Below are 24,290 nucleotides of genomic sequence, written 5' to 3'. Positions count from 1 at the left end.
CGGCTAAGCGGGTGCATCGTTCCGGTTGCGGGTGTGCCGCAATCGGAACGAAAGGCATCGGGCCTGAAGGCCCTCCCACAAAAGTTGCCGAAGCCCCGCATGACTTTTGCGGGAGAGCCTTCAGCTCCGACGCTTTTGTGGGAGGGCCTTCAGGCCCGATGCTTTTCGCTCAGCTCGCGACAACCCCGCAGCAAAGCCCCACTCAACGCCGCCCGATCACCCGAAACGTCAAATTGATCCGCTCCCCCACCGGCTTGGCGGTGCGCGGCAGCGCGTGCCGGTAATTCGCCTGCGTCGCCCCGGACATCACCAGCAAGCTGCCGTGCCCCAATTCCAGCGCCGCCTTCAACGAGGCATCGCGGCGATGCTTGAGGGTGAAGCGCCGGCTCGCGCCGAGGCTCAATGAGGCGATCACCGGCGCCGGCCCGAGTTCGGGTTCGTCGTCGCTGTGCCAACCCATCGCATCGCGGCCGTCGCGATAACGATTGGCCAGCACGCTGTTGAACGGCACGCCGAGTTCCTCCGCCAGCCGCCGGCGAATCCCGAGCAAGGCCGGCGGCCACGGATGCGGGCGGAAGTCGGCGCCGGAATAGCGGTAGTGCGCATCGGGATCGCCGATCCAGCTGCTCAATCGCGGCGAATCGTGCTCGCAGCCGAACAATCGGATGCGATGCACCTCCCAGGCGACTTCCTCCAGCACGGCCGCGTACAGGGCGTCGGCCGCCTCATGCGCGAGCCAGTGCGGATCGAAGGCGAGTTCGGCGCCCTGCAGCGGCAGCGGTTTCACGGGCATGCGGCACGCTAGCACGCGGCCGCGCGGCGCCGCGATCCGGACCTTGCGGCCGCCATCGCATTCGCCCGTGGCGGCAGCGCCCCCGCCGATCGCCCGCGAACAAGCCGCCAACCAGGCCCCAACCCCCTGCCCGCCGGCCCTGCGGGCGCCCGATCGCGCCCCGATGGCGGCCCGCCCGCGACCGGCCCGCCATCGCGTTTAAAACGGTCCGGCGTCCGGATCGGCCCGCCGCGCTTGGCCCACCCGGGCAAACCCGCGACAATGAGCGGATTGCACGCACGAGTACCGCCAGCATGAGCGAACAGCCGATCGACTCGGTCCAGCCGTCCGACACGCCAGCCATCGAGATCGAACGCGACGTCATGGAGTACGACGTCGTCACCGTCGGCGCCGGTCCGGCCGGGCTGTCGTTCGCGATCCGCCTCAAGCAGCTCAACCCCGAGCTGTCGGTGTGCGTGATCGAAAAATCCAGCACCATCGGCGCGCACATCCTGTCCGGCGCGGTGATCGAACCGGGCCCGCTCGATGCGCTGCTGCCGGGCTGGCGCGACAATCCGCCGCCGATCTGCGTGCCTGCAGGCGAAGACGAGTTCTGGCTGATGACCAAGACCGGCGGTTACAAGTCGCCGATCGTGCCGCCGGACATGAACAACCACGGCAACTTCATCGTCAGCCTCGGCGCGATGTGCGCGTGGATGGCGCCGCAGGCCGAAGCGCTGGGCGTGGAAATCTATCCGGGCTTCGCCGCCGCCGAGACCCTGCACGATGCCGACGGCCGCGTCGCCGGTGTGCGCATCGGCGACATGGGCATCGCCAAGGACGGAACGCACAAGTCCGGCTTCACCGCCGGCATCGACATCCGCGCCAAGGTCACCGTGTTCGCCGAAGGCGCGCGCGGCCATCTGACCAAGCGCCTGGTCAAGCGCTTCAAGCTCGACGCCGACAGCGACCCGCAGGGGTATTCGATCGGCATCAAGGAACTGTGGCAGGTGCCGGAAGACCGCGTCACGCCCGGCAAGATCGTGCACAGCGTGGGCTGGCCGGCCGACAGCCACACCTATGGCGGCAGCTTCCTGTATCACCTGGACAAGGGCCGCATCGCGCTGGGTTACGTCAGCGGGCTGGATTATCGCGATCCCGACTACAAGCCGTGGGAGGCCTTCCAGCAGTGGAAGAATCATCCGATGATCAAGCCGTTGCTGGACGGCGGTAATTTGGTCTCGGCCGGCGCGCGCGCGATCGTCACCGGCGGCTGGCAGTCGCTGCCCAAGCTGGAGATGCCAGGCGCCTTGCTGATCGGCGACACCGCCGGCCTGCTCAACGTGCCCAAGATCAAGGGCACGCACCAGGCGATCCGCAGCGGCATGCTCGCCGCCGAACACCTCGCCGCGCAGCATGCGGCGGGCGCGCTCGACAGCGCCGGTTTCGACGCCAAGCTGCGCGGCTCCGACGCCATGGCCGAGCTCAAGAAAGTCCGCAACATCAAGCCCGGTTTCAAGAAGGGCTTCTGGTTCGGCATGCTCAACGCCGCATGGGAAACCGTCACCGGCGGGTTGTCGCCGTGGACGCTGAAGAATAAGGCCGACTGGCCGTCGCTGCAGAAACTCGGCGAGGCGGAAAAGCCCAAGCGCGATTACATCGATCGCACACTGGCGCCGCGCGACCGTTTGGCCTCGGTGTATTTCGCCGCGACCGAGCACGACGAAGACCAGCCCGTGCACCTGAAGGTCGCCGACACCAACATCTGCATCACCCAGTGCGCGGAAGAGTACGGCAACCCGTGCACGCGCTTCTGCCCGGCGGGCGTGTACGAAATCGTGGAAGAAGCCGGCGCCAAGCGCCTGCAGATCAACTCCGCCAACTGCGTGCACTGCAAGACCTGCGACATCAAGGACCCGTACGAGATCATCAACTGGGTCACCCCGGAAGGCGGCTCGGGCCCGAACTATCAGAACTTGTAACGCGTCCCGCGCCGCGGCCGGGTAAATAAAAAAGGCGCGATCGTGAAGATCGCGCCTTTTTCGTCTGTGCCGGCGTTGCCGCCGGATCTTCGGTCGAACAATCGAATAGCCGGGAGACGGCTATTACGGCTTCACCGAGGCGTCAATTGATGATCCAGGCGCTGTCGTAGCCGCCGAAGTCGTACATGCTCAAGCCTCCGGCGCCATTGCCCAACCAGACTTTGGCGAAGTAGCCATTGCTCCACAAAATGTCGTTGTTGCCATCGCCATTGAAATCCGCCGTTTTGACGATGCGGAAGCCGCTACCTGCCCCGCCCGGGCAACTTGAGGAGTTCAGCGTCCCGCCGTTCATGAACAACAGGCAGACGACGCCGTCTTTCGCCATCAAAATGTCGGCCTTGCCGTCGGAGTTCATATCGGCCGCGGCCGACATGGTCCAACTGCCATCGTAGCCGCCGACATCCTGCATCGACGAGAAGCCTCCCGCACCGTTGCCGAACCACAACTTCAGGTAATTGCCGTTGGTCCAAAGCAGATCGATGCGGCTATCGCCATTGAAATCGGCGGCAGCCAGAATTCGGAAGCCGGCCCCCGCTCCACCCGGGCAACTTGACGAAGCCAGTGAATTGCCGTTCATGAAATACATGCACAGCACACCGTTTTTGGTCACCAGCAAGTCGGTCTTGCCGTCGGAATTCATGTCCGCGGATTTATCGATCAACCACGTGCTGTCGTAAGTAAATACCGATTGCTGCGTGGCCGTGCCGCCGGCCCCGTTGCCGGTCCACAGTTTGAGATCGTAGCCGTTGCTCCACATGATATCGGGCAAGCCGTCGCCATCGAAATCGCCCGTAGACACGATCCGGTAGCCGCTGCCGACTGCGCCAGGACATTGGTTGGAGACCAGGGACGCGCCATTCATGAGAAAGTAGCACAACACTCCGTCGCTGTTCCTGACCATCAAAAGGTCCGACTTCCCGTCGTTGTTGTAGTCGTCTTTGGCGCTAAGCGGCACCACCGTAGCGCGGAACGCCGCGGCCGTAGGCATGGTCTGCGTCAACGTGCGCGCGTTGTCGGCTTGATTCTCCACGCCGCAGGCGCGTCCGCCGCACAGGGTCACGCGCGGGTTGGAGAACACCCGGTACGCGGTCTGGCCCTGATCGCCGTAGGCCATGATGTCGTAGAAGTTGCCGCCGGCGGCATCGGTCTTGTAGCCGAAGGAATACACGAACGCGCCGTACTTCAGCGTGCCGCCCGTGGTCGCGGTTTCGCGATCGTGCTGCGCGCCCATGTTGTGGCCGAGCTCGTGGGCGAAGGATTCGTCGCGGCAGAAATACGTGGTGTTGCCGTCCTGCTGGCGCCCGTCGCTGACCACCGAATAGCCGTTGCCGGCCGATCCGGTGGTGTACGGCTGGCGATCGCCGCCGATCAACCAGGCGATGCCGCAGCCGTTCTGGGTCTGGCGATCGTACTTGCGCACCAGCGAGACCAGATCGGCGCCGTACTGGTCGCGCGCCGCGCGCAGGGCGTTGAACGCCGGATCGACCGGCGTGGTGCGGGTGCCGGTGAGTTTCTCCAGCGCGTCGCCGTTGTCGGTGTTGTCCGGATAGTTCACCTGCATCGCATGCACCAGACGGATGCGCGCGTCGATCTGGCTGTTGATGTAAGCCTGATTGGTGACATCGACCAGATTGTTGATGCGGGTCTGCGCTTGCGAGGCGCCGCCCAGGCCGGCGGCGAAACCGTTGCTGTAACCGACCAGCACATCGACCGTGGTCGCGGCCTTGGCCGCGGCGACGGCGGCGGCCGCCAACGGGTTGGACTGCGAATCGGTGGCGGCGCCGACGGCGGCGCTGGGAATCAGGAAATCGTCGCGATGCCCGGCGCCGAACTGCTTTTCGACCAGCGCCTGCTTGACCGGATCGGTTTCCACCAGCCAGGCCTTGCCGTCACGCATGGTCAGCTTCAACGCCGGCTTGCCGTCCTGGTCGATCGCGCCGAACGCGGCGCGCGCGCCGAAGGTGATGATCGCCTGCTGGACGACGCCGCCGCGATCGACGCGGCCGACCCAGGTCCAGTCGCCGCCGGGATGTTCGATGTGGCGCTCGTAGCGGAAGTCGAGCTTCTCGCCCGACGGCGTGGTCAGGCTGAGATGGCCTTGCGCGATCGCGGCGATCGCATGGCGTTCGCTCAGATCGACCGGATGCCAGGTGTAGGCGCCTTCGTTGATCGTGGCGCGCGGATCGGAATAGCCGACCAGCTCGCCGCGGTCCGGCCATTGGCCGAAACCGACGCGGCGCTTGGCCGCGGCAGGCAGTGCGCGTGCGTATGCGGCGGGACCGGCGTGCGCGTTCGCGGACGTCGCGGTTGCGTCCTTGCGTGCGCCTTCCGACGATGGATCGCGGTCCGTGGAGGTGCAGCCCGCTCCGCCAAGGAGCAGAGCAGTGACAAGGAACAAATTGCGCATGACGAATCAGCCGGCGGGGGATAGCAGCGCGCAATGCTGCACGCCCGGCGGGCAGACTGCAATGCCCGCCGATTCAGTTTCATATGCCACTTTTCCGGCCGGATTCGCAAATATCCGAATCCGGATTCGATGAGCGCGCTTGCGCGCGCCTCAGACCTGTTCAGGCACGCCGGAAGGGCACGCCGGTCTTCTCGCGCAGCTCGTCTTCGCTCACGCCCGGCGCCGACTCGACCAGCACCAGTCCCTGTTCGGTCACATCCATGACCGCAAGTTCGGTGATGATCCGGTTGACCACGCCCAGGCCGGTCAGCGGCAGCGTGCATTCGGGCAGGATCTTGTGCTCGCCGCTCTTGGCGGTGTGTTCCATCAGCACGACCACGCGCTTGACGCCGGCGACCAGATCCATCGCGCCGCCCATGCCCTTGACCATCTTGCCCGGCACCATCCAGTTGGCCAGATCGCCCTTGGCGGTGACCTGCATCGCGCCGAGGATGGCCAGATCGATATGGCCGCCGCGGATCATCGCGAAGCTGTCGTGGCTGCCGAAATAACTGGCGCCTTCGCGCGCGGTGACGGTCTGCTTGCCGGCGTTGATGAGGTCGGCGTCGACTTGCGCCTCGGTCGGGAACGGGCCGATGCCGAGCAGGCCGTTCTCGGACTGCAGCCACACGTCCATGCCGTCGGGAATGAAGTTGGCAACCAGCGTCGGCAGGCCGATGCCGAGATTGACGTAAGCGCCGTCGGTGAGTTCCTGCGCGGCGCGCTGCGCCATTTCGTCGCGGGACCATGCCATGAGAGATTCGTCCTGTAATTCGAAAGGGAAGTCAAAACATCTGCGAGAAGCAAACGCGCCGGCGACGCTCGTTGCGGCCTGTACGGCGAACCTGTCGCATCGCTTCGGCGCCGCGGCGCGCTTGGCGCCGAACCGCGACCGACGATGCGCCTGTTCGCTCAGCCGGCGCGGACCGTGCGCTGCTCGATGCGTTTTTCCGGCGTGGCGTTGACCACGATGCGATCGACGTAGATGCCCGGCAGATGCACGTGATCGGGATCGATGTCGCCCAGCGCGACCAGTTCCTCGACCTCGGCGATGCAGACCTTGCCGGCCATCGCGCAGGCCGGATTGAAATTGCGCGCGGTCTTGCGGAACACCAGGTTGCCCGAGGTGTCGGCCTTCCACGCCTTGACCAGCGACACGTCGGCCTTGAGCGCGGTTTCCATCACGTAATGATGGCCGTCGAACTCGCGCGTTTCCTTGCCCTCGGCTACCACAGTGCCGTAGCCGGTGCGGGTGAAGAAGGCCGGAATGCCGGCGCCGCCTGCGCGCAGACGCTCGGCCAGGGTGCCTTGCGGGTTGAACTCGAGTTCGAGCTCGCCGGACAGGAACTGGCGCTCGAATTCCTTGTTCTCGCCGACGTAGGACGAAATCATCTTCCTGATCTGGCGCGTTTCCAGCAGCAGGCCCAGGCCGAAGCCGTCCACGCCGGCGTTGTTGGAGATCGCGGTCAGCCCCTTGACCCCGCTGTCGCGCAGCGCGCCGATCAGGGCTTCGGGGATGCCGCACAGGCCGAAACCGCCGACCGCCAGGGTCTGATCGTCGGCGACGACGCCCTGCAGCGCGTCTTTGGCACTGGGATACAGCTTGGTTTTCGCGGCGATGGCCTGGGCCATGGGACAACTCCGTTGCGGGATGAGCGCAGTTTAACGCGCGCCCGCGCCGGGACGTAGCGGACTTTCGGGCAATGGCGCCACAATGCCTTGATTGTGTGCCGACGCTAGACTTGCGATATGAGCCGACTCGCCCTGGTCACCGCCATCGCCACCGCCGCGCAGGACGACGACCTGCCGCTGCTGCATGCCGCCTGCCTGGCGCGCGGCCTGCACGCCGAGATCCGCGCCTGGGACGACCCCAGCGTGGCCTGGGCGCGATACGACACCGTATTGCTGCGCTCGCCGTGGGATTACACCGAGCGCTTCGATGAATTCACCGCCTGGTGCGAACGGGTCGATGCCCTCACCCGCCTGCTCAATCCCTGGCCGGTGCTGCGCTGGAACACCGACAAACATTACCTGGCCGATCTGGCCGCGCGCGGCGTGCCGGTGGTGACGACCGCATTCGTCGAACCGGAGATGGACCCGTTGCCGGCGCTGCAGGAATTCCTGCTGGCGCAGCCACAGGCGGAAGAGTTCGTGGTCAAGCCGGCGATCAGCGCCGGCTCGCGCGACACCCAGCGTTATGCCCGCGCGCAGGAATTCGCCGCGGCCAATCACATCGCGCGGCTGCTCGATGAGGGCCGCAGCGCGATGCTGCAGCCGTATCTGGCTTCGGTGGATCGCGACGGCGAAACCGCGCTGATGTATTTCAACGGCGTTTTCAGCCACGCGATCCGCAAGGGCGCGATGCTGCAACGCGAGGACGCGCTGAACCTGCGCGCGGTGGAGCGCATCAACGCGCGCGAAGCCGGCGAAGACGAACGCGCGGTGGCGCTGCATGCGCTGACCGCGATGACGGCGCGGCTGGATCTGGAAGAGCCGCTGGCGTATGCGCGGGTGGATCTGATCCGCGATGGCGGAGGGCAGCCGCAGTTGCTGGAACTGGAGTTGTGCGAGCCTTCGTTGTTCTTCGCGCATGAGGCGGGCAGCGCGGATCGGTTCGCTGAAGTGTTGGCGGAGTTGTTGGAGACGACCGCGCCTTGAGCTGGTTGTGAGGGGTGCTTGGTCTGATCGGAAGGCATCGGGGCTGAAGCCCCTCCCACAATAGACTTCGCGGCGACGCAATCTGTTGTTAGTTGTGAGGATCGCTTGGTCTGATCGGAAAGCATCGGGGCTGAAGCCCCTCCTACAAAAGACTTCGCGGCGACGCAATCTGTTGTTGATTGTGAGGATCGCCTGGTCTGATCGGAAAGCATCGGGGCTGAAGCCCCTCCTACAAGAGATTGCGTGGCGACGAAGTCTTTTGTGGGAGGGGCTTCAGCCCCGATGCCTTTCGATCCGCCGCGACAACCCCACAAAAACAAAGACCGGCCAATGGCCGGTCTTTGCATTCATCGGTTGGCTTCCGGCAACAGGCAGATTCAACACCCCCGCCACACCAACCCAGCAACGCAACTTACGAACGCCCGTACACGTCCTCCAGGCGAACGATATCGTCCTCGCCCAGGTAACTGCCCGACTGCACCTCGATCAGCTCGACCGGCTCGGTGCCGCGGTTGCGCAGGCGATGCACGCTGCCCAGCGGAATGTAGGTGCTCTCGTTCTCGCGCAGCTCGAACACCTTGTCGTCGCAGGTGACCTCGGCCACGCCCGACACCACGATCCAGTGCTCAGCGCGCTTGTGATGCTTCTGCAGGCTCAGCACGCCGCCGGGCTTGACCTCGATGCGCTTGACCTGGAAGCGCTCGCCCATGTCGATGGAGTCGTAATTGCCCCACGGACGATAGACCTTGCGGTGGAACAGATGCTCCTGGCGCCCGGCCTGCTTGAGCTTGTCGACGATGGTCTTGACGTCCTGCACCCGATCCTTGCGCGCAACCAGGGTCGCGTCGGGCGTGTCGATGATGACCAGGTCTTCCACGCCGATGGTGGCGATCATGCGCCGGTCCGACGCGCGCACCAGCGAACCGGTGGTATCGACCGAGATCACGTCGCCTTCGTAGCGATTGCCGTCGTCGTCGCGCTCGGCCACCGCCCACAGCGACGACCACGAACCGATGTCGCTCCAGCCGCAGCTCACCGGCACCACCGCGGCGCGGTCGGTCTTTTCCATCACCGCGTAGTCGATGGAATCGTTCGGGCTGGCGGCGAATTCGTCCTTGCCCAGACGGATGAAGTCCAGGTCGGTGTTGGCCTTGGCGTAGGCCGCGCGCGCCGATTCGAGAATCTTCGGCGCCAGCGCCGCCAGTTCGTCGAGATAACGCTGGGCCTTGAACAGGAACATGCCCGAGTTCCAGGCATAGGTGCCGGCGGCCAGATAGCCTTCGGCGGTGGCCAGGTCGGGCTTCTCGACGAAACGGCTGACCTTGTAGCCGCCCTCGCCCAGCGCGTCGCCGCGATCGATGTAGCCGTAGCCGGTTTCCGGATAGTCCGGATGGATGCCGAAGGTGACCAGCCAATCCTGATCGGCCAGCACCGCCGCGCGCGCGACCGCGTCGCGGAACGCGTCCACGTCTTCGATCAGATGATCGGCCGGCAGCACCAGCATGGTCGCGTCGGGTTCGCTGGCGACCAGGTGCAGCGCGGCCAGCGCGATCGCCGGCGCGGTGTTGCGCGCGATGGGTTCGAGCAAGATGGCGCCGTTGGCGACGCCGATGCCCTGCAGTTGTTCGCCGACCATGAAGCGATGGTCCTCGGCGCACACGGTGACGGGGGCACCGGTGTTGGGCAGGGCGTTGGCGCGCAGGATGGTTTCCTGGAACAGCGAGTGATCGCCGATCAGCGACAGGAACTGCTTGGGCTGATTCTGACGGGACAGCGGCCACAGGCGCGAACCGCTGCCACCGCTTAGAACGACGGGATGAAGCATCCTGGCTCCAGATTTCGGAACGGAAAGGGGCGCCAAGAATAGCCGAACCCCCTGCCTGGCAGGCTTCACGGCGCCTAAACCACGGCCACGGCGCTGTCGGTACTATGATCGCCGTGCCAGCCCGGGCGGTCGCGCCGCGCCATGCTTCGCCCTCGGCGTTCCCTCCACGGATGGACTTTCATGCCCCACTCACTGCCCGCCACCCTGCATCTGGACGGCCCCGATGCGTCCCGCGTCGAAGCCAGCGCCTTCGGCGCCCACCTGCTGTCCTGGCGCTGCCGCGGCCGCGAGCGCCTGTACCTGAGCCCGAACGCCAGTTTCGGCGCCGGCAAGGCGATCCGCGGCGGCGTGCCGGTGATCTTTCCGCAATTCGGCGAACGCGGCGACGGCCCGCGCCACGGCTTCGCCCGCACCCTGACCTGGGACGCGCTGGATACCGCCGGCAGCTTGCCGCCGCGGCTGGCGTTCGCCTTGCGCGACAGCGCGGACACCCGCCGCCACTGGCCGTATCCGTTCGAAGCTGAACTGGACATCGAGCCGGCCGCGAACCGGCTGCGCATCGCCCTGAGCGTGCGCAACACCGGCCAGGACGCGTTCGAATTCAGCGCCGCCCTGCACACTTATCTGCGCGTGGCCGACATCGCCGGCACTCTGGTCCACGGCCTGGAAGACCGCGATTTCGTCGATTCGACCCAAGGCGGCGCGGCGCATGCGGCCAGCGATGCGCCGGTGCGCTTCGAGGGCGAAATCGACCGCATCTACGCCGACACCCGCCAGCCGCTGCGGGTCACCGACGGCGAGCAACTGCTGCGCCTGGAAGCGGAAGGCTTCGCCGATACCGTGGTGTGGAACCCCGGCGCCGAACTCGCCGCCGGGCTGGCCGATCTGGGCGCGGGCGAACACCGCCACTTCGTCTGCGTGGAAGCCGGCAACGTGCTGACCCCGGTGCGGCTGGAACCCGGCGCGGTCTGGACCGGCGCGCAGATCCTCACCGTCGAGCCCTCCGCCGGCCGCTGAGGCCCGCCGCGCGGGCCTGGGCGGAGACCGCCGGCCTGTCGCGCAAGGCCTGCGTTTAAAACGCCCGCGCGGCCAAAACCGCGGCACGCTGCCCCGGCCCGGCCGTCTCCGTTAGAATTGGCGGCTCTTGGCCGCTCCCGGCCGGACACCCCCCACAAGGAAATCCCGCACGATGAAGATCCTCGTCGGCTACAAGCGCGTGGTGGACTACAACGTCCGCATTCAGGTCAAGCCGGATGGCTCCGGCGTAGTCACCGACGGCGTCAAGCTGTCGGCCAATCCGTTCGACGATATCGCCCTGGAAGAGGCCCTGCGCCTGCGCGACAAGGGCATCGCCACCGAGGTCGTGGTCGCCACGATCGCTCCCGCCGATGCCCAGCCGCATCTGCGCAACGGCCTGGCCATGGGCGCCAACCGCGCCATCCACGTGGTCAGCGACCAGCCGATCCAGCCGCTGACCGCCGCGCGCGCGCTGCTCAAGCTGATCGAAAAAGAACAGCCCGACATCGTCATCCTCGGCAAGCAGGCCATCGACGACGACGCCAGCCAGACCGGCCAGATGCTCGCCACCCTGTGGGGCCGCCCGCAGGCGACCTTCGCCTCCAAGCTCGAAGTCGCCGGCGGCAAGGCCACGGTGACGCGCGAAGTCGACGCCGGCCTGGAAACGCTGGAAGTGGACCTGCCGGCGGTGATCACCACCGACCTGCGCCTCAACGAGCCGCGCTTCATCAAGCTGCCCGACATCATGAAGGCCAAGAGCAAGCCGCTGGAGACGATCCCGTTCGCCGAGCTCGGCGTGGACACCGGCGATACGCTCAAGACCACCCATTTCGCCCCGCCGCCCAAGCGCAGCAAGGGCGTGATGGTCAAGGACGCGGCCGAACTGGTCGCCGCACTTAAGCAGAAGGGGTTGCTGTGATGAGCAAAGTTTTAATTGTTGCCGAACATCTCGACGGCAAGCTCAACGCGTCCACCGCCAAGTGCGTGTCGGCCGCGCAGGCGCTGAAGCCCGAGTCCATCGACGTCGTCGTGCTCGCCGCCGATCCGGCCGGCGTCGCCGCGCAGGCCGCGCAGATCGCCGGCGTCGCCAAGGTGCTGACCGTCGCCAACGCCGCCAACGCCCACGCGATCGCGCAGGTGCTGGCGCCGCAGATCGCCGCGCTGGCCAAGGGCTACAGCCACGTGTTCGGCCCCTCGACCACCTTCGGCAAAGACTTGATGCCCTGCGTCGCCGCGCTGCTGCACGTGGCGCAGGTGTCCGACGTCATGGCGGTGGAAGGCAGCCACACTTTCAAGCGCCCGATCTACGCCGGCAACGCGATCATCACCGTCGAAGCGCCGGCCGATCATACCGTCGTCGCCACCGTGCGCACGGCCTCGTGGCCGGAGGCCGCGAAAGGTGGCAGCGCCGCGGTCGAAGCCGCGTCAGTCGAAGCCGCGCTTCCGACCCACACCCGTTTCGTCGGCCTGGCCGCGGGCAAGTCGGATCGCCCGGACCTGCAGAGCGCCAAGCGCGTCGTCTCCGGCGGCCGCGGCGTGGGCTCGGCGGACAACTTCAAGATCATCTACGACTTCGCCGACAAGCTCGGCGCCGCCGTCGGCGCCTCGCGCGCCGCGGTCGACGCCGGCTACGTGCCGAACGAACTGCAGGTCGGCCAGACCGGCAAGATCATCGCCCCGGAGCTGTATGTCGCCGTCGGCATCAGCGGCGCGATCCAGCACCTGACCGGCATCAAGGACGCCGGCACCATCGTCGCCATCAACAAGGACGGCGAAGCGCCGATCTTCGAGATCGCCGACATCGGTCTGGTGGGGGATTTGTTCAAGCTGTTGCCGGAGCTGGAAGCGGCGTTGGGTTGAAGCACTGCCGCCGGTGGCCGCGGATTCGTCCGCGCGCCATCGGCGGGAACCCCACACTTAAGTGCTATCGCGGCAGTATTCTCGCGTAAACGGAATACCTGATCGGCTTAGAACCCGACGAACGAATAGCCAGCGAACTCATCGGCGATGGATCCAGAATGATAGTGGGCAATGGTTTAATCGCTAAGGCATTCAAGGCGCGCTCCGAAAACGATCGGGCAACCACCATTTTCGCCTCTGGTGTATCGAACTCTTCGGAAACATCGGAGCAGTCGTTCGCGCGCGAACGCCAGCTTCTGCTCGAAACGCTGCGCACCGCGCAGGGCAGGTTCGTTTATTTCAGCACCTGCAGCCTGACCGACGCCGACCGGAAAACCACGCCATACGTAGCACACAAAGCGGAAATGGAGGCATTGGTGCTCGCCTATGGCGACGCGCTGGTGCTGCGCCTGCCCCAGGTGGTGGGCTATACGCCCAATCCGCACACGCTGACGAACTTCCTCGCTTCGCGCATCGCGAGCGGGGAACGCTTTACCTTGTGGACGAAGGCTGTCCGTTCGTTGATCGACGTCGACGACATCGCCAGCATCGCAACGGCCATGATCGACAGCGGCCTCCCTGGACGCGTGACGGATATCGCCGCTCCCGGCGCGCTGACGATGATGGAACTGGTGGAGACGATGGAGCGGCTTCTGGCCAAGAAGGGCAACTACGATCTGGTGGAACGCGGCGGCGGTAATGCTCCTGACGCTGCCCTTACGATGCAGTTCGCGCAAAAGCTCGGAATCGACCTGCTCGACCGCTACCCGGAAAGAGTGTTGAGAAAATATTACGGAGGCCGGCGACCATGATCGAAACGAGCGTAGTCATTCCCGCTTACCGCAGCGCCAAGATCCTTCCGCAGCTGGCGCAGAGGCTGCAGGAAGCGTTGGACGGCATGTATCCGGACGCTGGCGGCGAACAGCGCTATCAAGTGATTCTGGTCAACGACTGCAGCCCTGACGACACCTGGGCGCGTCTGGAGGAACTGTCGCGCGATCGCCCCTGGCTGCAAGGCGTCAACCTGCGTAAGAACGCCGGACAGCACAACGCTCTGCTGACCGGCCTGCGTTACGCACGCGGTCGGTACATCATCATGATGGACGACGACCTTCAGCACGATCCGGCCGACATCCCCAAAATCGTCGCTTCGCTCAAGGCCGGGAACGACGTCTGCTATGCCAAGTTCAAATCCAAGCGCCACGCGCTATGGAAGCGACTCGGCAGCCGTTTCAACAGCATGATCGCCGACCGTCTGCTGCGGAAGCCGAAAGACCTCTACCTGTCGCCGTTCAAGGGCGTCGTCCGCGGCGTTCGCGATCAGATGGTCCGCTTCGTCGGCCCGCATGTGTACCTCGACGGCCTGATCCTGGCCAGCACGAACCATGTGGCGATGATCGAACTCGATCATCACGAACGGCTCGACGGCCAATCCGGCTACAACCTGGCCAAATCGATCTCGCTATGGCTGAAAATGGCCACGAGTTTCTCCATCGAGCCCCTGCGCATCGCCTCGCTGCTCGGCATCTTTTTCTCCGGCTTCGGCTTTCTCGCCGCGGTCGCCTTGATCGTGCAACGTTTCACCTTGAACGCCATGCCCGTGGGCTGGTCCTCGCTGATCGTCTCGGTGCTGATCCTCGGTGGCATCCAACTGCTGGCATTGGGCGTCATCGGCGAGTATGTCGGCCGCGTCCTGTTGCACGTGAACGGAACGCCGCAGGCCGTGGTGGGCTCGACGATCAATGTGGAGGCCGGCGAACGTGACTGACCACCGCCTCGAAAAGCTGCTGGCGCACGACGGCATGCGCAAACTGGTGCTGTACGCGATCTGCGGAGGCTCCGGCGTCTTGCTGGACTTCGCCACCTACACGACGCTGCTGGCCTTCAGCATCAACTACCAGGCCGCCAACGCATGCGGTTACTTGGCCGGTACGCTGCTGAGTTTCGCGCTGAACCGCCATTTCACCTTCCAAACCTACGACAACACGCTGCGGCGCCTCGCCTTGTTTTTCGCGGCAGCAGGCGTCGGCTATGTAATTTCGTCCATCGCGCTTTGGCTGCTGATCGATCGCGTCGGGCTCAACCCGCTGCTCGCCAAGATCGCCACCTTGGGCGTGGTTCTGGTCGTCCAGTTCTCGCTGAATCGGGCGATCACGTTCCGCCAGCGATAAAAGCACAACTACCTCAGGTACCGATATGCAGTTTGATACAGCCATCGTTGGCGGCGGATTCGCCGGACTTGCCGCGGCATACGAGTTGGCCCGGAACGGAAAGCGGGTCGTGGTTCTGGAACGCGACGACGCCGTGGGCGGCCTCGCTGGCGGCTTCGACATCGGCGGACACGTTCTGGAGAAGTTTTATCACCACTGGTTCAACAACGACAGGCACATTCTCGAACTGATCGAGGAGCTTGGAGAGAACTCAAATGTTCTCCTGCGCCCCACTCGGACCGGCATGTACTACGCCGACCAGTTCTTCCGCTTGAGCACGCCGCTCGACCTGCTGCGCTTCAAGGCCCTGCCCTTCCTCGACCGTATTCGCCTCGGCGTGGCGGTGCTGCGCGCCCGCTCGGTGAAAGATTGGTCCAAATTGGAACACCTGAGCGCCAAGGAATGGCTGATCGACCTTTGCGGCCAGCGCGCCTACGACGTGGTCTGGGATCCGCTGCTTACCGGCAAGTTCGGCTCGGTGGCCGAAGACGTATCGGCGGTATGGTTCTGGAAGAAACTGGTCCTGCGAGGCGGCAGCCGGAGCAGTTCCGGCGATGAAGTGCTGGCGTACTACAAGGGCGGCTTCGCGGCGCTCGCCGAACGTCTCGAACAGGAAATCAAGAAGCTCGGTGGCGAAGTGCGATTGCGCACAGCGGCCCTGCGCGTCATCGCAGGCGCCGATGGACGCGCTACCGGCGTCGAAACCGCCGAGGGCATGATCGAGGCCGACAACATCGTACTCACCACTGCGCTGCCGGTTACGGCGGACCTGATCGAGGCGATCGCACCGGCGGCCTATGTCGAATCCCTGCGCAGAATCCGTTATCTCTCGAACGTCTGCCTCGTACTTGCGCTGAATCGAAGCCTGTCGGAAACCTACTGGCTGAACGTCAACGACCCTGGCTTTCCGTTCGTGGGCGTGATCGAGCACACTAATTTCGAGCCGCCTTCGTCCTACGGCGGCCATCACATCGTTTATCTGTCGAAGTATCTGCCGCCCTCGGATCCGATGTACACGATGAGCGCGGACGAAATGCTGGAGTTCTCCATCCCGCATATCCAGCGCATGTTCCCTGACTTCAAGCGCGAATGGATTGATCAGCATTACGTCTGGCGCGCGGATTATGCGCAGCCGATCGCGGAAAAGAACTACTCCGCGCTCGTGCCCGGCAATGCGACCCCGCTGCCCAACGTATTCATTACCACCATGGCGCAGGTGTACCCCGAGGATCGGGGCACGAACTACGCCGTCCGCGAGGGCAGGCAGCTCGCACGTAAGCTCCTGGGTGAATCGGTCGCGACGCCTCAAGGATGACCGCGCCCCATATGGACAATGCGGCTGCGATCCCGAATCGATGGGCTGGCCTCGCATGGCCCCTCGTCGGCGCCGTCGGTGCCGCGATCGTGCTGGCCGTGCTCGTGGCTCAGCCGGCGTGGAGGTTCGGCGACGGCGCCGAGTACTACGCGCTTTACCTGGCGATCTTGGAGCACGGGCGGCCGTTCATGACCGAAGGCGCATGGCGCGACTACTCCGTGCTGGCGGGCGACGGATCTATCGCGTCCATGGTCGATACCGCCAGACTGCGCGCCGCCTTCCCCGTACTGGCGGACGCGCACACTGCCGATTTCAATCATTTCTGGTTCTATCCCGCGCTTGCCGCGGGCATAGCGGCCACCGTGAAACTGGTCGGACTGAACCTGGCTCCGCATACCGCTTTCCTGACTCTGCACGCCATTTTGTTCGGTGCCACACTGACACTGGCGGGGCGACTGCACGGCGCACGCGGCGCCGCGGCAACGACATTGCTGTTCGCGGCTTCGCCCGTACTGTGGTTTGCGACGAAGGTGCATACAGAGTTTTTTACCGTCGCGCTGGTACTGCAGACCTTCATCCTGGTCAGCCGCGGCAAGCTCTTGTACGCGGCGCTGCCCATCGCCGTAGCCTCTACGCAGAACATCAGCCTCGCCGCTACCGCTTGGACCCTGATCGCTTTCGGCTTGCTCGACAATCGCCTTTCCAAGCGTTCGACCGGCGTTTACGAATGGGTCGCGGCCGCGCTGGCCTTGGCCGCGACGGCACTGCATCCGCTCTACTACCTCTATCGCCACGGCGTGATCACTCCGCAACTGAAGGCAGGTGGCGCCGTGGTCGGCGGCAATGCCAATCAACTGCTGGCGGTATTGATCGACCCGGACATCGGGCTGTTCCCTAACTGGTGGTTCGGAATCTTCATCCTTGTCGCAGGGCTGGCGCTTGCGCTGCGCTATCGGCCGCGCTTGAAGTTCGTCTATGCGGCGACCGCGGCGATATACCTGGCCACCAACCTTTTCGCCCAGGCCTCTACCGTCAACCTCAATTCAGGTTCGATCGATCTGTCGCGTTATGCGCTGTGGTACGTGCCGCTCTTCTACGCACCGCTGGTTTGGCTCATCGCTGAATCGACCCGAAGGCCCGTCCGCTGGCTGCTCGCGCTGGTGATGACGGCTGTTGCCGCGCCTTTGGTCGCCTGGAATCTGAGCTGGTATTGGCCGACCCAGCACGATCGCTATACCGAACCGAGTATCGTCTCCGAGATGCTGCAGTCGAGTTTCCCGGATCTGTACGATCCGCCGCCGGAAATCTTCGTCGAACGCAACTCCGGCCATAGCGAAATCGATATTCCGCTTGCCCCAATCGCCGGCCCGGGCTGCCGAAAACTGTATATCCCCGCAGAATTGCTCGGCGCTAAGGCGATGAAAATAGCATCGCGGCACCACTGCAATTTCGACGACGATCAGGTATCGGGCCTGGTCGCGGACAAATTGGCCGAACGTCCGCAACAGGACGCGAGCAAGGGCATGTACATACGTTTGAGCGAAAGCGACGCGGAGCGTCTACGGCTGAAATTTGGCGTCGGACGAGTCGTCTTCGGCGCTGAAGCGAAAGGCAGTGCGGCGCTGAACGCTGGTTGGAGCGCCCCGGAAGCTTGGGGCACCTGGTCCAATTCGGCGCGCCCGAGGATCGAAATCAATGTCGCGGACTGTGGCTCGGATGTGCTGCATGCCACGATCAGCGCGCGCGGGTTCGCGATTCCGCAGAACCCGCACGTCGTCGCGACGGTGCTGGTCGCCGGACGCAAGGTAGGCGCTTACGATTTCACCGTGGACAGCGCCGGCCCCAAGCAATTGCAGTTCGAATTTTCCTGCGCCGAAGCGCGCCGCTTTGGGAACGTGCTCGCGTTGGATTTCGATATCGCCGGCGCCGCCAAACCGTCTTCGCTGGGGCTCGGTCCCGATACCCGCCTACTCGGCATAGGCGTGGAGTGGATTGACCTCACCCGCCAGCCGGCTGCGGCGCATTGACCATGCCAGCGACCGGGCCTTGTCCGGTTGCGTGGTGGTGCAACCGAAGCCAATAAGGATCACGTCGGCCTCGAGACTGCCGGAACAGACTAGCGATGTCGCGCAACGCGTGACCAGCGCTTACACCAGCGCATGCGCGACCGATCGAACCTGCCTACGGCGTCGAGCACATAGATAGGCAGCACTGCGAAATTGAAATTGGGGCGGGCCCAGCGCCGCCCCTGGCATCGAAATGTCCGTAAACACCCGGCGGAATCTGCCTACCGATGCGAATGGCAAGTCGAATGGCGTGAAGGAGGCCGCCCGGCGGGCGGCTCCTGTATTCGAGCGCAGCTCACGCCTGCAGTCGGCAAACGCCGACGCAAGCGCGCGCAAGGCTCTTCCGGTTGCTTGCGCCTAGACTGCACTCTTCCGAAAGACCTTCACCATGCCCCGCAGCAGCAATTCTTCGCGACTGAATCCCAGCGAAAGACAGCGCTGGAAATTCTCGTGCGATTCGCTGCCGGGCACGACGCAACCGCTCCACTCGCCTTCGTGCAGATACTCCACCTCGCCGCGGATCGACGCGAACAATTCGCGGTAGAAGGAAAGGCGACGCCGATTCATGGCATGCACGTATTCCTGCCCTTCTTCGTCCGAGCCGCCCGCCTGCTTCATCATCTCCACGAACTGCCCGTCGTCGCTGATCAGGTGCTGCCACGGCCGGGGAACACGATGCTGGAAGTGGCTGCCGAAATCGCACGTCCAGATCGGGTCGAAGGTGATGTAGGCCATCCCGCCTGGCTTGAGCACTCGCACGATCTCGCGCAGGGCCGCAGCCGGATCGGGAATGTGCTCGAAGGCGTTGAAAGAAAACACCACGTCGAACAGATCGTCGCGATAGATCGTGCTCATCGCGTCGACGGCGTGGAACTCGAAGCGAGCGATCGGGAAATCGTGGCCGTGGCGCAGGACCTTCTCTTTCACCAGCTTCACCAGTTCACCGCCGAAGCGCGCGTTCTGATCGAAATAGTCGGTGCAGTAGATCCGCCCCACGTCATTGGCCAACAACGCGCTGTGGCCGCCGGCGCCGCCGCCCACGTCCAGCGCCAGTCCTTCGCCAGGAAGCGTCACGTTCAGCGATGCCAGCAATTGCCGCATGCGCTCGACATCGGCCACGTGCTCGGCGACATCGGAAGCCTCGGAATAGCCTCCACTGGCGGCCTCGGGCTGAGCTGGCTGGTCCGGGATCTCGTTATCGGTTGCGGTCACTGGTAATTTCCCCGCGGGCAAATAGAACGTATTGGTCGTCGCGCCATGAAACGGATTCATCGCGCCGTCGTCCCAGCGGAACGGCCGGTAGCCAAGCTCGCCCAGCAACTCGGTCACGTTGTGCCAATCGCTGTTCTCCACCAACAGCACCGGCTGGAACTCGACGATGGTCCGCACCAACCCGCGGATCGCCGAAGCCTCGAATCCTTCGACATCCACCTTGATCAGGTCGGGGCGCAGCGCGCAATCGTCGCCGCGCTCGACCGGCACACGCATCTGCAACAGTTCCGGCGCCTGGCCGCCGCGCGCGAGATACTTCTCGCGCACCCACGGCTTGTCGAACTGGCTCGGGTCGAATGTGGATTCCTCGAGAAACACCTGACCGCCCGAAGACGGAACATGCAGGATCAGCTCGCCGGCCTGCGTACCCAGCGCCGAACGATGCACATGCACCGCCCCGCCGGATTCCTGCGCGATCCGCTCCAGCCCCGGCCACAGCTTCGGGTTGGCCTCGAAGGAATGGATTTCCACGGCCTCGCCGAGGACCGCCCGGACCGAGGCGATGGTCTGTCCGCCGTTGGCCCCGACGTCCAGCACCGTGCGGATCGTCCGCAGGTGACTGTTGATCCAGGCCAGCGCCTGGAAATCAGGGTCGTGTACCTCCTTGTTGCGAAGCTGATGAATCACCCTTCCGTGCAACGCCTCGATTTCGCTCACTTGCCACCCCCAAAATGATCTGCCGCAGATGGTCCGCCAAAGCCGCCCAACTGTATCCCTGTGCCGTGTCGATTCCTGCCGTGCCGTGCCGATCGGCGAGAGCCCGGTCGCCGAGGTAACGCTCGATCGCGGCGGCCACGTCGTCGAGGTTGTCGGCGAGATAGCCGTTCTCGCCGTCGCGCACCAATTCGGTGAACGCCACGGTCGAGCTGCGCGCGATCACCGGGCGTTTCGCCATCCACGACTCCAGCAAAACGATTCCGAAACTCTCGCTCTCGCTCAAGTTCGCCAGACACAACGAATCGGCCAACGCTCCGATCACCACCTCGCGCGGCTGCGCGCCGTAGTAGTGAACACCAGCCCCCTGCAGCGGCAGGCCGTCGTCGTCGGGTCCGATCAGCACCACGTCCAGATCGTGCCCGGCCCGGCGCAGCTTTTCGCAGGCCTGCACGATCATGCGGTAATGCTTCGCACCGGTCTTGCGGCCCAGGACCAGCACGAACGGACGCTCGCCGCGATGCAGGCGACGGAACGCCTCGCGACCGCGGGCGATCGATTCGGCCGAGAAATCTTCGGTCGTCAAGCCGCCGCCGGGCAACGCCACCGACCGCTCGCAGACCCGATCGAAGAAAGCGGTCTTGCTCGCGGCCGGCGCGGCGATGACTGCGTCGGCGCGGGCGAATGCGTCGTAGAAATCGCGCCAGTGGTAATAGCGGTCTTCCATGTGGAAGTGCGGCAACACGACCGTGGCCAGCCCGTTGACCGCGCCCGTGCGCACGCCCAGGACCGAACTGGCGAACGGAACGCCCTGGGCCAGGATCACGTCGTAGTTGGCGGCGTTCTGGTCGAGCCAACGCTCCATCGCATGGCTGTGCGGGCCGCGGATGCGGCAGAAGCGACGGTCGATATCGCGCGGACGGCGCTTGACGACTTCGATCAGCTTGGCCACCCAACGTTCGGGCAGGTTGGCGCGGGCGCGCTCTTCCATGCCTTGGCGCAAATCGATCTCGACGCTGCCGGCCGGCCCGGTCAGTTCGATCGAGGAGACGATGTAAGCCAGTTCACGCGCGTCCTCGCTGCTGTCCATCACCGCCGAGGCGCGCAATTCCAACAGTTCGCCCGCCGCAGGCAGCGCCTGCTGGAACGAGAACTTGCCGGACAAACTCTTCGCCGCCGATTCGGCGCCGCCGACCCGCATTGATACCTGCACAGGCTGCAGCGCGAGACCTGCGACCCGGACCGACTCGATCCCGGCGGGCAATTTCACCTGAGCGATCCGCCCGGCCCAGCGCACGATCCGGCCGTCGCTGTTCTCCGGAAAATTCCAACCGCCGAGCAGACCCACGCCCAGTTCCTGCGCCAGGTCCGCGCCGATCAGCAACGATTCCTTCATCCAGGCCGTTTGCAGAACGGCCGCGTCCTCGAAACGGTCCTGCGGCGGCGGATCGGCGGGAAACAAGCGCACCTGTCCGCGCAGCGCCGGAACGCCATCGTGCGCCGAAGGCGGTTCGTAATCGGCGGAGAAGTGCAGGCGATCGTGGATCGCCCCCACGGCCGGCGCCGCCACGTCGATCTGCAATTCCTCGCTCTTGTCCAACTCGCGCAGGACGTTGAGCAAAAAAGTCTCGGCGCCGCCGCGCGCGGGCTCGCCGAAGCGGTAGGTCAGCACCAGCACCCGGCACGGCCCGTCGCGGCCGATCAGGCGACGTAGCTCCCGGCGCATGCGCCCGCCCAGGATGCGCCAGTCCAGGTGCGAGGCCACGTAATCGGTTGCTTCGGCGGACAGGCGCGCGCTCAACTCGGCGTCGCCGCACAGCTTGGGAATCCAGTCGCCCATCGCTTCCGGATTCGTCTCGATGTAGTGCGTACCCGCTTGCAGCCCCGGGAAACCGCGTGCGCCGACCGCCGAACTGAGCAAGGGCAATCCGGCAGCGAGGAAGTCCGGCACCTTGAGGCTGGAGCCGCCGCCCTCGAACAGCGGATTGACCGCGATGTCGGCGATGGCGAACAACGCCTCCTTGTCGGACTGACTAAGAAAGCCGAGCAAGGCCACGTTGGGCGGCAACGCGGCGACATTGATCGCTTCGCACACCGAGCCTACCAAGGCGAAATTCACCTGCGGATTGCGCGCGGCCAGTTCGTCGATGATGAACTGCGCGGCGCGCGCGTTCGGCGGATGCGCGCTGCCGACAAACACCGCCAGCGGCGGCTGAGTCCGCGCACCCTCGGGCAGCGGCCGCAGTCCGGCGCGATGCACTTGCGGCATACGCACGCCGTTTTCAACCGTCAGCACGTTCGACAGGCCGTAGCGTTCGCGGAAACGCAAGGTGTCGCTATCGCTGACGCACAGGACCAGGTCGGCGCGCTCGGCGATCTCGCGCTCCAGCCGCTCGGTCAGCTCGATCCATCGGTCGCCATCGTTGCGCGCCGCCAGCAGCTCGCGCTTGAGCTCGATCTCGACGTTCTGCGATGAATGCACGATCGGCATGCCCTCCGGGACCAGCCCGAGCAGCGGCGCCAAAAAGCATTGTTCGAAACTCACCACCGCGGCGGTTGCGATCTCTTCGCGAAACGCCGCCACCATGGCCGAGTTGTCCAGGCAGTGCTTGGCCGCGACCAGATCGGCCACCGACACGCTCTGCCCCTTCAGCGACTGAATATCCTCACGCCGGTGCTCGGCGGTCTTGGGCACGGAACGCTGCAGCACGCCGGGCGCGATCGCGCGCCGGATCTCGGCATCGCCGTTGTTGAAGCACAGCAAGGTCACGTCGAACTCGCGTCCGGCTTCGCTGAGCAATTCCTTGATCCGCACCTGACCGCCGCCCGCGGCCTGATGCACTTCGTAGTCGCAAACCGCCAGGATGCGCTTGCGGCCGGATCCGCCGGCCGGCGCGGCCAGAACCTGCTGGATCGATGCCACCGTGCTCTTGGCGATACCGGCCCAGGTGTAACGCTCGTCGGCGAACTGCGCGCCGCGCGCGCCCAACGCGCTGGCGGCCTCGGCGTCGTCGAGCACTTCGCGCAAGGCCGCCGCGAAACCATCGAGCTCGCTGATCCGCGCTTGCACGCCCGGCTCGATGTCCAATCCGCGCGCACCCACCGGGGTGGACACCACCGGCGCTGCGTGCCCCATGTAGTCGAGCATCTTCAGATTAGTGCCGGCGCCGTGGCGCAGCGGATTGATCGCCGCGCCGCAACGCCAGAGCAAATCGTCCTTCTGCGCCGCCTCGACGAAGCCCAGCAGTTTTACGTTGGGCGGCACCGGCTGGGTATAGGCCTGACATACCGCGCCGAGCACGTAGAAGGTGACATCGCTCAGCGCCGGCGCCAGATCCTTGGCGATGTACTCCAATGCATTGATGTTGGGCGGATGCGCGCTGCCCAGGAACAGCGCCGAACGCTCGCGCCGCGGCGCGGGGTCGGGCCGGGCTTCGGGTTCGAAACCGTTGGGCGCGAGGAAAATCCGCTCGCGCGCGAATCCGAAGGTGTCCGCGAACTCGCTTCGCTCCTCCTCGCTGATCGCCAGCACCGCGGAACTGCAGGCGATCATCCGGGCCTCCAGGTCGCGGATGAAAGCCGCGCCGCGCTGGCCGATCTCGCCGTGGAACATCTGCTCGGCAAGCCGATACTCGACGTTGTAAGCATTGTAGACGCGCAACTTGCCGTCGCTGCCCGCGCCCCGGTCGTACGGCAGGGTGAACGGCGATTCGTGCACGATCAGATCGGCCGCCGCAACCAGCCCTCCCATTTGCTGGCCGAGTTCGGTGTCGAATTCGCCGGCCAACGCCAGCGCCAGGCCGGAGCATTCCGGCCCGATCTGCTCGGAGTCGAGCTTCCAGTGGATCTGGTCGGCCTCGCGCGGCTTGGGTACGCGGACCTCGCGGAACGACGGCGAATGCTCGATGGTTTCGACCTTGGCGTCGGCGTAGGTCGCCGACAGCAAGGTCACGTCGAAGACGTCACTAAGATGGCGGTACAGCATGTAATAGCGCTGCTCGCCGCCGCTGCGCGGCGGTACGAACGCGGGGAAAAAATTGATCGCCAGTAACTTGTGTCGCTTCTGAGCCATTTCCGGTTCCGGTCAGTCCTTTGTTTCCGGCCGGTCCCGATC

At 65.1% G+C, this 24,290-nt stretch carries 18 protein-coding genes; 11 read left to right on the top strand and 7 right to left on the bottom strand.

Features of this window, described 5'->3' with window-relative positions; all coding sequences use genetic code 11:
• The first annotated feature begins 11 nt into the window (after window positions 1-11).
• Window positions 12-284, top strand: coding sequence for a DUF6053 domain-containing protein (locus tag AB4Y92_RS06500; protein ID WP_441818891.1), 273 nt, complete (start codon window positions 12-14; stop codon window positions 282-284).
• Here the strand turns inward: AB4Y92_RS06500 and AB4Y92_RS06495 are convergent.
• A complete protein-coding gene (locus AB4Y92_RS06495; RefSeq protein ID WP_441818890.1) occupies window positions 203-793 on the bottom strand; it encodes an alpha-ketoglutarate-dependent dioxygenase AlkB family protein in 591 nt (196 codons plus the stop codon). The genes AB4Y92_RS06500 and AB4Y92_RS06495 overlap by 82 nt on opposite strands.
• 293 nt (window positions 794-1,086) lie before the next feature.
• On the opposite strand from AB4Y92_RS06495, the gene AB4Y92_RS06490 reads away from it, so the two are divergent.
• Complete coding sequence (locus AB4Y92_RS06490) at window positions 1,087-2,754, top strand: electron transfer flavoprotein-ubiquinone oxidoreductase (RefSeq protein WP_441818889.1); 1,668 nt, start codon at window positions 1,087-1,089, stop codon at window positions 2,752-2,754.
• A 142-nt stretch (window positions 2,755-2,896) separates the two neighbouring features.
• Here AB4Y92_RS06490 and AB4Y92_RS06485 read toward each other — a convergent pair whose 3' ends face one another.
• The 3 genes from AB4Y92_RS06485 to AB4Y92_RS06475 form a co-directional block, all read right to left on the bottom strand.
• On the bottom strand, window positions 2,897-5,221 hold the full coding sequence (locus AB4Y92_RS06485; protein WP_441818888.1) for an FG-GAP-like repeat-containing protein: 2,325 nt from the start codon (window positions 5,219-5,221) through the stop codon (window positions 2,897-2,899).
• 160 nt (window positions 5,222-5,381) lie between these two features.
• A complete protein-coding gene (locus AB4Y92_RS06480) occupies window positions 5,382-6,014 on the bottom strand; it encodes a CoA transferase subunit B (protein ID WP_057944180.1) in 633 nt (210 codons plus the stop codon).
• A gap of 158 nt (window positions 6,015-6,172) precedes the next feature.
• The gene (locus AB4Y92_RS06475; protein WP_057944181.1) at window positions 6,173-6,892 is read right to left on the bottom strand and encodes a CoA transferase subunit A; all 720 of its coding nucleotides are present in this window, start codon (window positions 6,890-6,892) and stop codon (window positions 6,173-6,175) included.
• Window positions 6,893-7,009: 117 nt separating this feature from the next.
• On the opposite strand from AB4Y92_RS06475, the gene AB4Y92_RS06470 reads away from it, so the two are divergent.
• Window positions 7,010-7,918: an ATP-grasp domain-containing protein gene (locus tag AB4Y92_RS06470; protein ID WP_441818887.1), complete on the top strand. Its 909-nt coding sequence runs from the start codon at window positions 7,010-7,012 to the stop codon at window positions 7,916-7,918.
• Between the two features lie 412 nt (window positions 7,919-8,330).
• Here the strand turns inward: AB4Y92_RS06470 and AB4Y92_RS06465 are convergent, their stop codons facing one another.
• The gene (locus AB4Y92_RS06465; RefSeq protein WP_441818886.1) at window positions 8,331-9,743 is read right to left on the bottom strand and encodes a mannose-1-phosphate guanylyltransferase/mannose-6-phosphate isomerase; all 1,413 of its coding nucleotides are present in this window, start codon (window positions 9,741-9,743) and stop codon (window positions 8,331-8,333) included.
• Window positions 9,744-9,923: 180 nt separating this feature from the next.
• Here AB4Y92_RS06465 and AB4Y92_RS06460 point away from each other — a divergent pair, with 180 nt between their 5' ends.
• From AB4Y92_RS06460 to AB4Y92_RS06425, 8 genes are all read left to right on the top strand, one after another.
• Window positions 9,924-10,760: a D-hexose-6-phosphate mutarotase gene (locus tag AB4Y92_RS06460; RefSeq protein WP_441818885.1), complete on the top strand. Its 837-nt coding sequence runs from the start codon at window positions 9,924-9,926 to the stop codon at window positions 10,758-10,760.
• 172 nt (window positions 10,761-10,932) lie between these two features.
• Window positions 10,933-11,679, top strand: a complete 747-nt coding sequence (locus AB4Y92_RS06455; protein WP_441818884.1) for an electron transfer flavoprotein subunit beta/FixA family protein — start codon at window positions 10,933-10,935, stop codon at window positions 11,677-11,679.
• Window positions 11,679-12,620: an electron transfer flavoprotein subunit alpha/FixB family protein gene (locus AB4Y92_RS06450; protein ID WP_441818883.1), complete on the top strand. Its 942-nt coding sequence runs from the start codon at window positions 11,679-11,681 to the stop codon at window positions 12,618-12,620. Before AB4Y92_RS06455 ends, AB4Y92_RS06450 begins: the two co-directional genes overlap by 1 nt.
• Before the next feature lie 158 nt (window positions 12,621-12,778).
• A complete protein-coding gene (locus AB4Y92_RS06445; RefSeq protein WP_441818882.1) occupies window positions 12,779-13,471 on the top strand; it encodes an NAD-dependent epimerase/dehydratase family protein in 693 nt (230 codons plus the stop codon).
• Complete coding sequence (locus tag AB4Y92_RS06440; protein ID WP_441818881.1) at window positions 13,468-14,427, top strand: glycosyltransferase family 2 protein; 960 nt, start codon at window positions 13,468-13,470, stop codon at window positions 14,425-14,427. Before AB4Y92_RS06445 ends, AB4Y92_RS06440 begins: the two co-directional genes overlap by 4 nt.
• A complete protein-coding gene (locus AB4Y92_RS06435; RefSeq protein ID WP_441818880.1) occupies window positions 14,420-14,830 on the top strand; it encodes a GtrA family protein in 411 nt (136 codons plus the stop codon). The genes AB4Y92_RS06440 and AB4Y92_RS06435 overlap by 8 nt, the downstream gene beginning before the upstream one ends.
• 25 nt (window positions 14,831-14,855) lie before the next feature.
• Window positions 14,856-16,184: an NAD(P)/FAD-dependent oxidoreductase gene (locus AB4Y92_RS06430; protein WP_441818879.1), complete on the top strand. Its 1,329-nt coding sequence runs from the start codon at window positions 14,856-14,858 to the stop codon at window positions 16,182-16,184.
• Entirely contained in the window at window positions 16,181-18,211 is a 2,031-nt protein-coding gene (locus AB4Y92_RS06425) for a hypothetical protein (RefSeq protein WP_441818878.1), read from the top strand. Before AB4Y92_RS06430 ends, AB4Y92_RS06425 begins: the two co-directional genes overlap by 4 nt.
• Window positions 18,212-18,607: 396 nt before the next feature.
• Here AB4Y92_RS06425 and AB4Y92_RS06420 read toward each other — a convergent pair whose 3' ends face one another.
• Together AB4Y92_RS06420 and AB4Y92_RS06415 are read right to left on the bottom strand one after the other, a co-directional pair.
• Window positions 18,608-20,179: an FkbM family methyltransferase gene (locus AB4Y92_RS06420; protein ID WP_441818877.1), complete on the bottom strand. Its 1,572-nt coding sequence runs from the start codon at window positions 20,177-20,179 to the stop codon at window positions 18,608-18,610.
• The gene (locus AB4Y92_RS06415) at window positions 20,109-24,248 is read right to left on the bottom strand and encodes a glycosyltransferase family 4 protein (RefSeq protein ID WP_441818876.1); all 4,140 of its coding nucleotides are present in this window, start codon (window positions 24,246-24,248) and stop codon (window positions 20,109-20,111) included. Before AB4Y92_RS06415 ends, AB4Y92_RS06420 begins: the two co-directional genes overlap by 71 nt.
• Window positions 24,249-24,290: the final 42 nt, after the last annotated feature.

The sequence above is a fragment of the Lysobacter sp. TAB13 genome, from assembly GCF_052113885.1.
Classification (GTDB): Bacteria; Pseudomonadota; Gammaproteobacteria; order Xanthomonadales; family Xanthomonadaceae; genus Lysobacter; species Lysobacter gummosus.
Note: the sequence above shows the minus strand (reverse complement) of the source record. Positions and strands in the feature narration are given on the sequence as shown.

Coding starts and splice junctions, on each gene's coding strand:
- AB4Y92_RS06490 (WP_441818889.1), top strand. CDS start 1,087: ATGAGCGAACAGCCGATCGACTCGGTCCAGCCGTCCGACACGCCAGCC.
- AB4Y92_RS06440 (WP_441818881.1), top strand. CDS start 13,468: ATGATCGAAACGAGCGTAGTCATTCCCGCTTACCGCAGCGCCAAGATC.
- AB4Y92_RS06460 (WP_441818885.1), top strand. CDS start 9,924: ATGCCCCACTCACTGCCCGCCACCCTGCATCTGGACGGCCCCGATGCG.
- AB4Y92_RS06425 (WP_441818878.1), top strand. CDS start 16,181: ATGACCGCGCCCCATATGGACAATGCGGCTGCGATCCCGAATCGATGG.
- AB4Y92_RS06485 (WP_441818888.1), bottom strand. CDS start 5,221: ATGCGCAATTTGTTCCTTGTCACTGCTCTGCTCCTTGGCGGAGCGGGC.
- AB4Y92_RS06470 (WP_441818887.1), top strand. CDS start 7,010: ATGAGCCGACTCGCCCTGGTCACCGCCATCGCCACCGCCGCGCAGGAC.
- AB4Y92_RS06495 (WP_441818890.1), bottom strand. CDS start 793: ATGCCCGTGAAACCGCTGCCGCTGCAGGGCGCCGAACTCGCCTTCGAT.
- AB4Y92_RS06430 (WP_441818879.1), top strand. CDS start 14,856: ATGCAGTTTGATACAGCCATCGTTGGCGGCGGATTCGCCGGACTTGCC.
- AB4Y92_RS06450 (WP_441818883.1), top strand. CDS start 11,679: ATGAGCAAAGTTTTAATTGTTGCCGAACATCTCGACGGCAAGCTCAAC.
- AB4Y92_RS06475 (WP_057944181.1), bottom strand. CDS start 6,892: ATGGCCCAGGCCATCGCCGCGAAAACCAAGCTGTATCCCAGTGCCAAA.
- AB4Y92_RS06455 (WP_441818884.1), top strand. CDS start 10,933: ATGAAGATCCTCGTCGGCTACAAGCGCGTGGTGGACTACAACGTCCGC.
- AB4Y92_RS06445 (WP_441818882.1), top strand. CDS start 12,779: ATGATAGTGGGCAATGGTTTAATCGCTAAGGCATTCAAGGCGCGCTCC.
- AB4Y92_RS06465 (WP_441818886.1), bottom strand. CDS start 9,743: ATGCTTCATCCCGTCGTTCTAAGCGGTGGCAGCGGTTCGCGCCTGTGG.
- AB4Y92_RS06480 (WP_057944180.1), bottom strand. CDS start 6,014: ATGGCATGGTCCCGCGACGAAATGGCGCAGCGCGCCGCGCAGGAACTC.
- AB4Y92_RS06415 (WP_441818876.1), bottom strand. CDS start 24,248: ATGGCTCAGAAGCGACACAAGTTACTGGCGATCAATTTTTTCCCCGCG.